Origin of the sequence: Patiriisocius sp. Uisw_047, from assembly GCF_047730165.1 — a bacterium.
Classification (GTDB): domain Bacteria; phylum Bacteroidota; class Bacteroidia; order Flavobacteriales; family Flavobacteriaceae; genus Patiriisocius.
In genome coordinates, this window is record NZ_CP159834.1 from 2,389,664 (window position 1) to 2,403,132 (window position 13,469).

At 33.6% G+C, this 13,469-nt stretch carries 13 protein-coding genes; 7 read left to right on the top strand and 6 right to left on the bottom strand.

Going from position 1 to position 13,469, the window contains the following annotated elements; translation table 11 throughout:
- Nucleotides 1-75 precede the first annotated feature (75 nt).
- A complete protein-coding gene (locus ABXT71_RS10355) occupies nt 76-1,968 on the top strand; it encodes a CocE/NonD family hydrolase (protein ID WP_415371241.1) in 1,893 nt (630 codons plus the stop codon).
- 68 nt (nt 1,969-2,036) lie between these two features.
- Here the strand turns inward: ABXT71_RS10355 and ABXT71_RS10360 are convergent, their stop codons facing one another.
- The 3 genes from ABXT71_RS10360 to ABXT71_RS10370 all read right to left on the bottom strand — a co-directional run bounded on the left by ABXT71_RS10360 (nt 2,037) and on the right by ABXT71_RS10370 (nt 4,760).
- Nucleotides 2,037-2,678: a thiamine phosphate synthase gene (locus ABXT71_RS10360; protein ID WP_415371242.1), complete on the bottom strand. Its 642-nt coding sequence runs from the start codon at nt 2,676-2,678 to the stop codon at nt 2,037-2,039.
- A gap of 90 nt (nt 2,679-2,768) precedes the next feature.
- Nucleotides 2,769-3,380, bottom strand: coding sequence for a DEAD/DEAH box helicase (locus ABXT71_RS10365; protein ID WP_415371243.1), 612 nt, complete (start codon nt 3,378-3,380; stop codon nt 2,769-2,771).
- A gap of 819 nt (nt 3,381-4,199) precedes the next feature.
- Nucleotides 4,200-4,760: a DUF4494 domain-containing protein gene (locus ABXT71_RS10370; protein ID WP_415371244.1), complete on the bottom strand. Its 561-nt coding sequence runs from the start codon at nt 4,758-4,760 to the stop codon at nt 4,200-4,202.
- A 480-nt stretch (nt 4,761-5,240) separates the two neighbouring features.
- Here ABXT71_RS10370 and ABXT71_RS10375 point away from each other — a divergent pair, with 480 nt between their 5' ends.
- Together ABXT71_RS10375 and ABXT71_RS10380 are read left to right on the top strand one after the other, a co-directional pair.
- Nucleotides 5,241-5,600 carry a hypothetical protein gene (locus ABXT71_RS10375; protein ID WP_415371245.1) on the top strand — a complete coding sequence of 120 codons (360 nt, stop codon included), beginning with the start codon at nt 5,241-5,243 and terminating at the stop codon, nt 5,598-5,600.
- Between the two features lie 159 nt (nt 5,601-5,759).
- Nucleotides 5,760-5,897 (top strand): hypothetical protein, encoded by a 138-nt coding sequence (locus ABXT71_RS10380; protein WP_415371246.1) that lies wholly within the window; start codon nt 5,760-5,762, stop codon nt 5,895-5,897.
- Nucleotides 5,898-6,144: 247 nt separating this feature from the next.
- Here ABXT71_RS10380 and ABXT71_RS10385 read toward each other — a convergent pair whose 3' ends face one another.
- The 3 genes from ABXT71_RS10385 to ABXT71_RS10395 are packed head-to-tail and all read right to left on the bottom strand — an operon-like array spanning nt 6,145 to nt 8,573.
- Entirely contained in the window at nt 6,145-6,540 is a 396-nt protein-coding gene (locus ABXT71_RS10385) for a response regulator (RefSeq protein ID WP_415371247.1), read from the bottom strand.
- Nucleotides 6,541-6,554: 14 nt separating this feature from the next.
- Complete coding sequence (locus ABXT71_RS10390) at nt 6,555-7,751, bottom strand: ATP-binding protein (RefSeq protein WP_415371248.1); 1,197 nt, start codon at nt 7,749-7,751, stop codon at nt 6,555-6,557.
- 24 nt (nt 7,752-7,775) lie between these two features.
- Nucleotides 7,776-8,573, bottom strand: coding sequence for an alpha/beta fold hydrolase (locus ABXT71_RS10395; RefSeq protein ID WP_415371249.1), 798 nt, complete (start codon nt 8,571-8,573; stop codon nt 7,776-7,778).
- A 1,411-nt stretch (nt 8,574-9,984) separates the two neighbouring features.
- Between ABXT71_RS10395 and ABXT71_RS10400 the strand changes: the two genes are divergently transcribed.
- The 4 genes from ABXT71_RS10400 (at nt 9,985) to ABXT71_RS10415 (ending at nt 13,294) form a co-directional block, all read left to right on the top strand.
- A complete protein-coding gene (locus ABXT71_RS10400; protein WP_415371250.1) occupies nt 9,985-10,158 on the top strand; it encodes a hypothetical protein in 174 nt (57 codons plus the stop codon).
- 2 nt (nt 10,159-10,160) lie between these two features.
- The gene (locus ABXT71_RS10405) at nt 10,161-10,694 is read left to right on the top strand and encodes an N-acetyltransferase (protein WP_415371251.1); all 534 of its coding nucleotides are present in this window, start codon (nt 10,161-10,163) and stop codon (nt 10,692-10,694) included.
- A gap of 16 nt (nt 10,695-10,710) precedes the next feature.
- The gene (locus ABXT71_RS10410; RefSeq protein ID WP_415371252.1) at nt 10,711-12,273 is read left to right on the top strand and encodes a protein adenylyltransferase SelO; all 1,563 of its coding nucleotides are present in this window, start codon (nt 10,711-10,713) and stop codon (nt 12,271-12,273) included.
- Between the two features lie 76 nt (nt 12,274-12,349).
- Nucleotides 12,350-13,294, top strand: a complete 945-nt coding sequence (locus tag ABXT71_RS10415) for an aldo/keto reductase (RefSeq protein WP_415371253.1) — start codon at nt 12,350-12,352, stop codon at nt 13,292-13,294.
- Nucleotides 13,295-13,469 lie beyond the last annotated feature (175 nt).

The following is a 13,469-nucleotide window of genomic DNA, read 5'->3' on the forward strand; positions in this document are numbered from 1 at the left end:
TAAGAGTTTATATGTGTTAAAAAATATTACATCAATTTTCATTAACTTTATAAGGTAATTCAAACAGACATTTTCATGAAATATTTTCGAAGCATTATTATAGCTTTATTACTTTTAATTAGCCCAACTTTTTTAGCGCAGGAGTCTACAATAGAAAAACAAGATATTTTTGAAAAGCTAGGAGAAATCGCTATTGTAAATCAAAAGGTGATGATGCCTATGCGTGACGGGATTCGTTTGGCAACTGACATATATAGACCTAAAGGCGATACGAAAGTACCTATTATATATTCGCGTACTCCTTATAATTTTAATTCTTGGGGTGATGGCAAACAAAGAACACGAACGGCAGAGCAAGCGTATGAAGTGGTAAAAAGAGGGTATGCTTATGTGGTTCAAAATGAACGAGGACGTTATTATTCTGAAGGCACCTGGGATATTCTAGGCGTGCCGTTAACCGATGGCTATGATGCTTTTACATGGATGAAGGAGCAAACGTGGTCTAACGGAAAAATAGGAACCTATGGGTGTTCTTCTACTGCAGAATGGCAAATGGCTGTTGCTGCCTTAGATCATCCATCTCACGCCGCGATGGTGCCACAAGGTTTTGGTGCGGGGGTAGGTCGCGTGGGTAATATTATGGAACAAGGAAACTGGTACCGCGGCGGTGTGGAGCAATTATTATTCTTTTCTTGGTTATACGGAGTGGAACACGATAAATTTAAACCCAGAATCCCAGAAGGTGCTACGCAAGAAGATCTTATACGGATTTCTCGATTTTATGATCTTGCGCCAGAAAATCCGCCGCTTGATATGAAAGAGACTTTAGCCCATCTTCCCATTCAGGATATTTTAAAAAATGTAAATGGCAAACATGAGATTTTTGACAAAATGGTACGTCGCAAACCAAATGATCCTGCTTGGTTTGAGGGTGGTTTGTTTCATGACGATATGGAAATAGGCGTACCTAGTTTCTGGTTTGCCTCTTGGTATGATGTGTCTATCACTCCTAATCTGAGCTTATTTAATCACGTACGGAACAATACGAAAGACCTTGAAATGAGAGACAATCAATATCTTGTTATTGCACCTACATTGCATTGTCGCTACACCCGTGCTACAAAAAACACAATAATTGGAGAACGAAGTGTAGGAGATGCCCGTCTTAATTATGAGGAGCAAATTTACAGCTGGTGGGACTACTGGCTTAAGGGCAAGAAGAACGATTTTAAAGAGAAAACTCCTCGAGTTCAATATTACACTATGGGAAGTAACAAATGGCAAGCAGCGACCCAATGGCCCCCTGCAGATGCAAACTTGACCACCTACTTTTTAAACAGCAAAGGGAATGCCAATAGTTTAATAGGGGAAGGAACTTTGGATACAAATAAAGCAAAGAAAGATAATCCAGATTCATTTGTGTATGACCCTATGAATCCTGTGACCTCCTTAGGAGGCAACGTTTGTTGCACAGGAAATGCCGTAGAAGGTGGTGCTTTTGATCAGCAAGAAATGGAAGAACGTGCAGATATATTGGTGTACACCACAGATGTATTGACAGAAGGGATGGAAATAAGTGGATTTATCGAAACAGAACTTTATGTCTCTTCTAATGCAAAAGATACAGATTTTACGATTAAATTGATCGACGTGTACCCAGACGGAACGGCATACAACCTAGACGAGACCATACAGCGTGTGCGCTACAGAGAAGGATATGATAAAGAAGTTTTTATGGAAGAAGGCGAAGTGTATAAACTTAATTTAACGCCAATGTCTACGAGCAACTATTTTGAAAAGGGACACCAGATTAGAATTGAAATCTCTAGTAGTAATTTTCCTCGTTTTGCTAGAAATCTAAATACTGGAGGCAACAATTATGATGAGTCTGAAGCTTTTGTTGCTCAAAACAAAGTACATCACTCTAAAGAGTTTCCATCGCAAATACGCCTGCCTATTAGAAAATAGGGCAGTGGCTTAGCTACATAATTTAGCTACTTAAAAAGGGAATTAAAATTTGCCTAATCAACTGTAAGCTACTCAAAAGTATATCGTTGCTCAGCCGTTGAAGACGCCTTAAGCAATTGGTTAAACACACGTATGCTATCAAAATCACGTGTGATGGCTTCGGAAACAGCAAGTCCAGATATGCCAGCTTCTAATATGGCTGCAACATCTGCTGTTGTAATACCACCAGCACCAAAAATAGGAGTCCCAGTTTTCAATATATCTGTAATGGCAGTATAGCCATTGATGCCTAAAATTGGAGATGTATTTTCTTTAGTTTTTGATGCTCTAAACGGCCCTAAACTAATATAATTTACTTGATTGTCCAGAAGCCCTTCGCAATCTTGAATGGTATTTGCAGTACCTCCAATAATCTGCCAAGAATAAAGATATTTTCTTGCAATACTGGGGCATACGTCTGTTTTTCCTAGATGGACGCCATCAGCTTTTACTTCTTTTGCTATTTTATAATGGTCGTTAATGACTAATCTGGTTTGGAAATGAGCTGTAAGTTCTCTGGCTTCGTTGGCAAACTTTAAAAGTTTCTTTTCAGAAATATTCTTTAATCGTAAATGCACTAATTCTGCCCCAGAAGTACACGCTTTCTGAATATTTTCCAGATGCTCTTTAGACGTGTTTCCTTGTGATATATAATGTAGTTTAGGAATCATAGTAGGTTGTTTTCTTTTTGCAACTAGAATTTATATTTCCTCTTTCTTATTTAAGTCCCGACGCTTAGGGACAGTCCTTATTCTTATGTTTTAAGCGGAGACTACTTTTGGGTATTCCATAAAATAAGATTCCAGGCGTTTTAACTTAGGTTGCATTTTTTCTGAGTAGACTACATACTGGCATTTATTCATACTTTGCGTCACCGCCATAAGCGCATCATAGGTTGATTTTTGAACTAAAAATTCTGCGTCGTCTATACTAAAGATCTTTATTTGAGCGGTGCCCACCCCATTTAATAAAAGCAACTTATGCAGCGTTTTAGGTGTAGAGATAAGAATGTCTATACCCATAAAGATTTCAGATTTCTGCATATCAATATGAAGCTGATCATAGCCTGCATACACGCGCAATGAATTATGTCTTGTATAGATTATAAAAGCATCATATAATGCGAGCGCCCTTTCTTTATCTTCTACAAGTATGATGGCTCTTGGCGTATCTCCCGCAGCCTCACATTTTAGTTTATGCAAAGTAGTAAGGATAAGCGTGGTTGTTTTTCCACTATTTTCTACACCGGTGCAAAATACATTGGCACCACTCTTTATGACAGGAATACTCTTGATTTGCAAGGGTGTAGGTGTTATTATTTCTAGAGCTTCAAGCTCTTCTTGTATATTGGGATGTAATTTTTTGAAAGGCATAGGTGTTACTAGATTGACTGTTATGCAGAGTATTATAATTGATAAAGCAAAGATACTACCTGCAAGCGGTTTTAATGGTCGTTATAGGCATTCTATTTGAAGGGGATAGGCAGCAAGAAAGGTTTAACAATGAACTAGAATCTGCTCTAATCTATTGTTCTGCATACCTTGTTTCAGGTAATTTTTTAATTGAGGTAGTATAAAATGTATTCGTTAGCTATGACCTTATTGAAAAACGACCATGTTTTAGATGTATTCAGGAATCAGTCTTGAATACGATGTGCTTGGGGATTGCAAGAGCTTTAATCTAGAATAATAAAGTCGGTGTTTTGAATTTCCATTTAGAACACATAGAAAATAAAGCCAATTTTTTTTTCACACCCGCAGGAGCTGCGTGAAGTTAAAATTGACAATGGCAAAATACTTCGCAGCATAGATACCTCTAGAGCCCTCCTTTAGGATAAATCGGGCTCAGAACGTATCGACAAGATTCTATTACTTAATTATCGAAGCAGAATGCAATAATTTTATTTCGAAACTAATTAACAAAGGAAAGTTACTTAAACTAATTCAAAAATATTTTGAGACACCCAACAATACCTAGATGTGGAAAGATGGGAAGACGTTTGTTGCTTTTCTTAACACATGGCAAGTGTGCAATAGTAGTTTACATTAATATGAAAGCTGGAGCTTAGTTTAATGCAGTACTTTCAGATTTGAATGGCGCATAAAATGATTGTAATAATTACTTAACGCATTACAAAAAAAGGATCCCCTACATCACTTTATTTGCACAGGGGATCATCACAACTTAATTAATTATTCAGCTTCAGCAGTCAGTATATCTTCCATCTCTAATGCTTCATCCATATGTACATTTATAGGAGCAGAATCTTTTAGAACTGTAAACTTTTCTACTCGTTCTAATGTGTCTTCCTCGCCAGAAAAGTATGGAAAAACATCCATAATAGGAGATTCTGAAACCGCGGGGATTGTAAAATCACCCATGGTATCTTTCATCACTTCCATAGTGTTGTCAAAAGCTTCTTTTACATCATTGGCTTGCACCAATAAATATAGATTTGTTTTACGTTCTTTTCCACTTTCTTCATCTAAGGCGATTAATGAAACTCTAGATTTAAACCACCTGTCAGAATTCTCAAAGGGGTGTATTTCTGCATAGTTTGCCACTTTAATATTTGTAATCTTAATTTCATCACTATCCGTGAGATACGCTGATATTTCTTCCGTAATTCTAGCTTCTGCTTCTGTGTAAGAGATTGCATCTACCAAGAAAGGTTCTGTCTTCATTTTCTGTACGCCTGTCGCCTCGTCCAGTTTTCTATATTTTACTTTACATTCATACCAAGTTGCACTCATATCTTTTTTTTTAAGGATGCCAAATATAAGGTTTCGATCTAGGGGACCATGTTAAAAACGTGAATAAATATTCACAATTTTACAATAGATTTTCACCGCTTTTAGACTGAGGAAGTTAGACCTTGATGTTGGAATTATTTTCTTTAAACTTGAGCTTTTAGGATGCAATAACTGTAGGCGTTTTTTAAGGTTTCTAGCTTTTATTTTTGCGCGGTTTTCTTAAAAATGCTCTTTTTGTACAATTATCAACGATAAGAGTAATCTGTGCAAATTTTCCAAATCTTAACTTTTCAATAGCAATAATTTTTGGACGCCAAATTTGCTTTAAAGACTTTGTAGTCTAAAAAGCAAAATCACTTCTTTTTGTTGGTTATGTTAATTATTTAAATTCCTTTCAACTCTAAGCCTTATAAGCTTGGGGATATGGAATACCAAACGTTGGTACTTATTCAGTAATTAAATTAATAACTCTATAAAAAGATGAAAAAATTTCTAAAAGTTTTTTTAATTGCAATGCTATTTTTAAACGCAAATGTATTTGCACAAGAGCTTCCATTTGACATCACTAATGCTACTGGTGTTGATCTGCTGTACATTCAAGTAAGTGAAAGTAATGATTCAAATTGGGGTCCAGATATTATCCCAGACGATATCTTTTATGATGGAGATACCTTTAAAGTGTCATTACCTATTTATGAAAATACCATTTGTGCGCATGATATGAAAGTTACAGATTTTGAAGAAGAATATGTTATTCTTACAGGAGCAGATCTTTGTGAACTTTATGAGATCACACTATTGTTTGACGACAATGGGCAATTGACTTGGTACCTAGAATAGTACGAAACCAGTTTCACTCCACATTATTAATTTACGGGATTCCAAATTTTTGGAATCCCGTTTTTATTTTAATTTCAGATAAAAATTTTATTTTTCCCTTAAAAAGTAACTGCAGTATTTCTGTTCTTTTATTTTCAATATTCAAAATCAATAATTAAGATGAAAATTGAAGCTATGAAACCTGGTCTAAAAAATAAAAAAAAGATTAGTACTCCAGACAAAAGAAAAAGAGTTGCACCTTCTAATAAATCAAAATACCCTAAACTAAAACCTCATAAAAACAAACCCAATGATTAATTTATAAGAGAACTAACTTAATAAACAAAGTGTACAAGGATGTCTTGAGTTTTGTAAAAAGAGCTTTGGTAAAAGTGAAGTTTAATTACTGTTTTTTTATATCTTCATGTTTCTTTGCAATGTTAATGGAATACTCTTTTTACGAAACAACAATAGGAGAATAGTGTAATTTAAATGGAGTGCTACTGGAAAATATATGGGTTTTATTTCAATTAAGTTTGCCTGTTTCTTGATACCTACATTAAAATTATAACAAGGTTTCGAACTTCTCAAAAAATCTTTTTACGTCCTCTAATTTTATAGGTTTTATGTTGTAACCAGAAATTTCACATATTTTACTTGCTCTCTCGATATCGATAGGATTGTATGAAGAACTCCACATAAAGATGTTTACCTTCTTTTTTATTTCAGTTTTTATGTTTGCATATTCTTCCATAAACTGCCATCCATCCATTATTGGCATATTGACATCAAGAAAAATAATATCTGGTATATTTTCATTAATTGCTTTATTATCAGTAAGGTATTGAATGGCTCTTTCCCCATCCGAAAAAGTAATAATTCTTTCTGCTTGTTTATTATGGTTAATAACCCTCCCTAACGTGAACTGAAAAATTTTGTCATCATCTATTATACCGATCAAAGGTTGTTTTCTTATCATGATATATTTTTCTTTAAAACTATCTTGAAAGTTGTTCCTTTATCTACCTCACTTTCTACAGTTATAGAACCACCTATAGTTTCTATTTGGGTCTTAGTCATAAAAAGTCCAACTCCCTTAGAATCTGGATGCCTATGGAATGTGTTATTTAGTCCAAAAAGTTTATGCCCATGTTTTTGCAAATCTATTCCTAATCCATTGTCTTTAGCAATAAAGAGTACATCATTATTATTATTAATCTCTGTGCTGAAATGAATCTTAGCAATACGATCAGGTGAACTATATCTAATGGAATTAGACAAGAGGTTTAGCATAATACTTTCCATGTAAATTTTTGGATATTCGATATCAGGGGACTCAGAAAAATTTGAGGTTACTACGGCTTTTGAATCTAATATTTGATTGTCTAAAATCTCTAGTGTTTTATGAAAAATAGAATCAAAAATAATAGGATCATGTGTAATGCCTTTATTCCCTTGTATTTTTATCGACTCAATTAATTCACTTAATGTTTCATTAAGATGACTTATAACTATTTCTACTTTAGAGAAAAGCATGCCCTTGTCTTCTAAATCTGTACTTTCGTTATAGAAATCCTTTAATGCCATAAGGTTACTAACAGGTGCTCTTAAATTATGAGATGCGATATGGGCAAAATTTGAAAGTTGTATATTCTTGTTTTCTAGATGCAGGTTGAATTCCTCTAATTGTAATTTTTGTTTCAAAATTAATTCGGCACTACTGAGTAATTCTTTATTTATGTCTATTAATTCATTAGAAAGGTCATTTGCTTTTCTTTTGGCTATTAAAAGTTCATATTCATATTTTTTCCTTTGAGAAATATTGAATATTGCAGACTGAGTAAACAAGTGAATTCCCCCTTTATCTTTAACTTCCAATGAGTTAATGAGAACAGGAAATTTAACACCCTCTTTTTTTATAAAATTGAAATTTATTTCCTCGATTGTTCCTTTTAATTTTAATGCTGGGGAAAAAACATTTTCAAAATATATTTTACCTCCCGGAGATAGAAAATCTGTAAACTTTTTTTTGCCTATTACTTCTTCTCGAGTATAGTTTGTTAGATTTAAAAACCTATTATTGGAATCAATAATAGTACCATCGGGCAATGAACAAAAATAGCCACTAGGAAAGTTATTGTAAAGTTCTTTATAATCTATATTATAAATCATAAGTTGTTCTGGTTTTATGACCAACTATATTAAATGTTTTTTCATAGCCTCAATCGTTTGAGTAGGCGCACTAAGGTGAGGACAATGCCCCGTTGTTTCTAATACTTCAAGTTTACTATTATATATATTATCATGCACAAACTGTCCTACTTTAATAGACGCAATAGCGTCAGTTTTAGATTGTATTATAAGAGTATCAGTAGTGAGTTTTTTAAGATCACTTCTATTGTCTCCTAGAAAAGTTACTCTTGCAAAATGTCTTGCTATTTTAGGATTATTTTGACAAAAACTTTCTTTTAATTCTGCTGCTAATTCTGGTCTATCAGGATTGTCCATTATAACAGATGCCATAGCGCTAGACCAACCCAAATAATTAGAATCCAAAGTTTCCATAAGATCGTCAACATCGTTCTGAGAAAATCCACCAAAATAATTTTCACTGTTAATATATCGTGGAGATGGACCAATCATAATTAATTTTTTAAAGAGAGCAGGTCTTTTTATAGCAGCGAGGAGCCCTATCATTGCGCTCACAGAATGCCCAACAAAACAAACATGCTCTAATTTTAAAGCATCACATATTTCGATTACATCATCAGCATAACCTTCAAGCGAATTATACTTCTCGTAGTCATACGCATCCTCATCTGATTTTCCTGAGCCTACAAGGTCAATAAGAATTATTTTGTAATCGTCTTTAAATTGAGGAGTAATAAATCTCCACATATTTTGATCACATCCAAATCCATGAACTAAAAACATAGATTTACTGCCAGTGCCATAAATTGTAATATTGTTTCTGGCTATTATTCTTTGTAACATACAGTTGTTTTTAATGTGAATAGAATTTCTTTTTATCTTCTGTGAGCAGCACGTTAAAATCTTTAACTAAACTTATTTTTTTTACAAAGTTTCAATCTAATGTATTTCTATAAGACTAATTATTAAATTAGAGCAATCAAGTTAATGTGTAGGTGAGATGCAAAAAAGTGTCGATGAATAGTAAATGTCAACTATTACGGTTAAAAGAAACTAATGTGTTGAAGTATTCAAAATTGCACCTTTAGAAATTATGATACTTAATATGATATTAATAGTAATGATAAAAAAGATTCTTGAGTTTTTGTAGTTAATAAAGGCTCACAATTTATGCTGTTGTGGCAAGCTTACGAGAGTCTTCTAAAATTTATTTTAAGGTACATTTTATCGAATACACGATTTTTAATACAGTGTAAAATTGTTAGCTTTTATTTTGGTGTAAGCAGCCGATGGATAATCACTCTCGGATTTTTATTGATTTTCAATAGGACTCGTGAATGCTGCGCATTTGTAATTTAAATCAATTGAACGCCTGGTCGCGATTATTTTGCATAACGGCTAATTATAGATGCAAGTGGTTTTTACACGCTGCCAAGCAACCCTTATACTAGTTTAAAGGCCCAGGTTCCAATTATTCTTATGAGAACGAATGCTTCTTAGATATTATAGCTATCATTTAGTAAATACAAGAAGCATAAGGGACAGCAGTAGCGAAGTGGTAATGTGGATGGCTTAGGATTATTCTTAGTAATTTTCTATCAATTATGGATTCCAAAAAAACTAACTGTTTCATTTCTGTACTTTTATTGTTAACATTCAAAATCAATAATTGAAATGAAAATAGAAGCATAAACTTAATGATTACCGAATAAGATGACTAGCTTGAAAAAAAATGCACTATATTTTTCTGACTTAGGCAAAAGAGCTTTGCTAAAAACTAAAGTTATTACTTCAGTTTCTTTAAAAAATTTATTGCTAAGATTTCTTCCACGATGTTAGTGGAATACTTTTTATGCGACTAGGCAGGAGGGAGGCACACTGTGATTGGAATGGGGCAAGGAGTTAAAGGTAAAAATCCGCTTATTTATCTAAATATTAATTCTATTTATTTAAAAAGATTTAATTAATTCTTTTACCCTATATTTCAATTCTAAAAGAATAAAATGAACTTCAAATTCTCAAAAGAAAAATAACGTTTTAACTTTTTGATTAAACTTGTTTATTTCTCGCTGTATAAGGAAGAAGCGAAACTAGCTTTTTGCATCAGATAATGTTAGTGGGAAAGATGTAGGTACTTTAGTTATTAATTTTATGGAAATAAGTACAATTCATTAGGAGAAATAGACATCTTATCTAGCACATCAGGATTGTATTTTTGTACTATTAATAATTTAAACAAAGAAAGGAATATAGTATGCTTACTTGGAAAGAAGTGATTGATTTTTCTTTAAAAGGAAATCCAACTCCAGACAGACGTTCAAAAGAAGGCACTCCTTGGTTCTTGTTTAAAGATAAACACGATAATGTAGTATTCACTGATTTTCATTTAAACCCAGATGCAGCCATTGAATTTTTAAAAACACTTTAAAAATGGACGATATTCAAACTATAAAATTGTACGGTGCAGATGGTTGTCATAAAACCAACTACTACAAAGTATTATTAGACAAAACAGAATTGCCATATCAATTTTTAGATGTGGAAAAAAATAAAGAAGATGCAGAAGAACTACGTAATCATTATGAAAATAGAAAGCTTAATTTTCCAACAATAACCATTGGGAAAAAGAAATTAAGAAATCCATATAAAGAAGATTTAGAAAAATGGTTGAATAAACTAATACCAAGTAGGCTGCATATTATTCATGATAAAGAGCAGAGTCGTTTTACATTAGATATTAATGGCAAAATTGCTAAAGTAGATTACCAATTACGTCATGATAAAATGTATCTTATACATTCTGAAGTACCCTATAATTTGAGAGGGCAAGGTATTGGGGAAGTGTTAGTAGAAAAAACGTTTAAACAACTTAATCAAGAAGGATACAAGGCTGTAGCAGTTTGTAGTTATATAAAAGCTGTTGCTTCTAGAAGTGAGGAGTGGAATGAAATTATTGAACATTAGATAGAAAGGAAAAATAATGCAACTTAAGATAAAAGATACATTTACTAAAGGGCTACCAGCAGATTTAATTCTTGAGAATTCAAGAAGACAGGTAAAAAAGGCTTGTTTCTCTTATGTAACACCCAAAAAAACTAGAAAACCAGAAATGTTACATACTTCTTCCGAAATGATTTCGGCTTTAGGTTTGTCTGAAGAAGATGCAACTAGTAAGGCCTTTCTAAATGTCTTTACAGGAAATGAGGTGCTCCATAATACAAAACCTTATGCCATGTGTTATGGCGGACATCAATTTGGCAACTGGGCAGGACAGTTAGGTGATGGTCGGGCAATTAACTTAGCAGAAGTTGAACATAATAATAAGCATTGGGCAATACAATTAAAAGGCGCTGGAGAAACACCATATTCTCGAACTGGCGATGGTTTAGCGGTACTAAGGTCTTCTGTTCGTGAGTATTTGTGTAGTGAGGCCATGTATCATTTAGGCGTGCCTACAACCAGAGCATTATCATTAGCATTGTCTGGAGATGAAGTCTTGAGAGACATGTTATACGATGGAAACGCAGCTTACGAGAAAGGGGCTATTGTTACAAGAGTATCTCCTAGTTTTTTACGCTTTGGGAGTTACCAGATTTTTGCAGTAAGACAAGATAATGAGACCCTAAAAAATTTAGTAGATTTTACGATAAAAGAATATTTTCGAGATTTAGGAAAACCTTCAAAGGAGACTTATTTGCAGTTTTTTGAAGCTGTTTTAAATAGCACTATAGCGATGCTTGTTCATTGGCAACGTGTAGGTTTTGTCCATGGGGTTATGAATACTGATAATATGTCTATCCTAGGGCAAACTATAGATTATGGACCCTACGGTTGGCTGGAGGGCTATGATCATAATTGGACCCCAAATACAACAGATAAACAATTTAAGCGCTATCGCTTCGGAGCGCAGATAGATATGGGCCTCTGGAATTTGTATCAATTAGCGAATACTTTATATCCATTAATTGGAGAAGCTGAAGGCTTAGAACATACTTTAAATTCTTACAATGAGAAAGCACAAGCGCAACATCTAGGAATGATGCAAAGTAAATTGGGTTTATATCAAGATGAAAAAAGTGATGCTCAATTAATAAATAGTTTAGAAGACACGTTACAATTGACAGAAACTGATATGACTATTTTCTTTAGAAATTTGAGTGATTTTTCTATTGAAGATCCTTTAAAAGGATTAGAGATTGTTAAAGATGCATTTTACGAGCTTAATGAAATTTCAGATACGATAGAACATAAATGGAACTCATGGTTTGAGCGTTATGCAACACGTTTGCAAAAAGAAGATACAACTTCTAAAGAACGAAAAGAAAATATGAACCAAGTTAATCCCAAATATGTATTGCGTAATTACATGGCGCAATTAGCTATTGACGATGCAGACAAAGGGGATTACAAATTAATAGATGAATTATTCAACCTGCTCAAAAAACCTTATGATACGCAGCCTGAACATGAAAAATGGTATGCCAAACGCCCCGAGTGGGCACGAGATAAAGTAGGTTGTTCTATGCTGTCTTGCAGTTCGTAATGGCCTTACTTCAAAAGATAAAACAATTACCACTTGAGTTTTCAAAAGTCATGTGTAAGGACAAAAAATAGGGTATATGGCAATAGGATTAGGTACAGCGGCATTGGGAAGACCTCAGTATATAAATATACGTCAAGGAAACTTCAAAAACCTAGATTTAAATTCGTTTAAAAAACAGGGCTTACAGCTTTTAGAAGAAGCTTACAATTTAGGCGTACGTTATTTTGATACAGCCCCTGGTTATGGTTTAGCAGAAGGCTTATTGTTAGAATGGTTGCAAACTAAAAATGATCCTTCTATTCAAGTCGCAACAAAATGGGGATATACGTATGTCGCTAATTTTGTTGCCAACGTAAAAGTTCATGAAATCAAGGAACATAGTTTGTCAAAATTGAACGAGCAATGGGAGACGTCTAAAGCATTTGCATCGTACTTAAAGGTATACCAGATTCACTCTGCTACTATAGAAACAGGAGTTTTAAAGAACGATTCGATACTAAATAAACTCGCAATGTTGAAGCATGAATATGGATTAGAAATTGGTATCACCACTACAGGAACCAATCAAACTGAAGTCATCAAAAAAGCGTTAGATATTGAAGTAGAAGGCCATGCTTTGTTTGATGCTTTTCAGGTAACCTACAATATTCTAGATCAAAGTTTAGAAACTATATCAAACGTGCTAAATGAACAAGGCAAGAAGATTATTATTAAAGAAGCACTTGCAAATGGACGCCTTTTTAGGAATCGTAATTATAATCACTATAAAGAACTCTATACCACTTTAGAAAAACTGGCTAAAAAACACAAAATTGGGACAGATGCTATTGCCTTGAAATTTTGCCAACAAAACATGCAAAAAAGTATTGTTTTAAGTGGTGCTTCAAATAGTGAGCATTTAGAATCTAACCTTAAAATGAAAACCATTTCTTTATCTCAAGAAGAATTAAGAGAACTAAAAAATCATAGTATACAGGCAAATAATTACTGGCTAGAACGAAAAAAACTCGTTTGGACATAACCCAACACAACAAATTATGAAATGGTCGTAAGGTTTTTTTTAAAGCCTTTTTTTTTGGAATACTCTTTGCCCGAAGCGACGATAGGAGCCAGGTGGCAATGTGTATTCTTGGATACTTAGAGTCTCGTTTGATACTATTCTTTTAAATTAATTACGACATAGGTATGCAAACTTT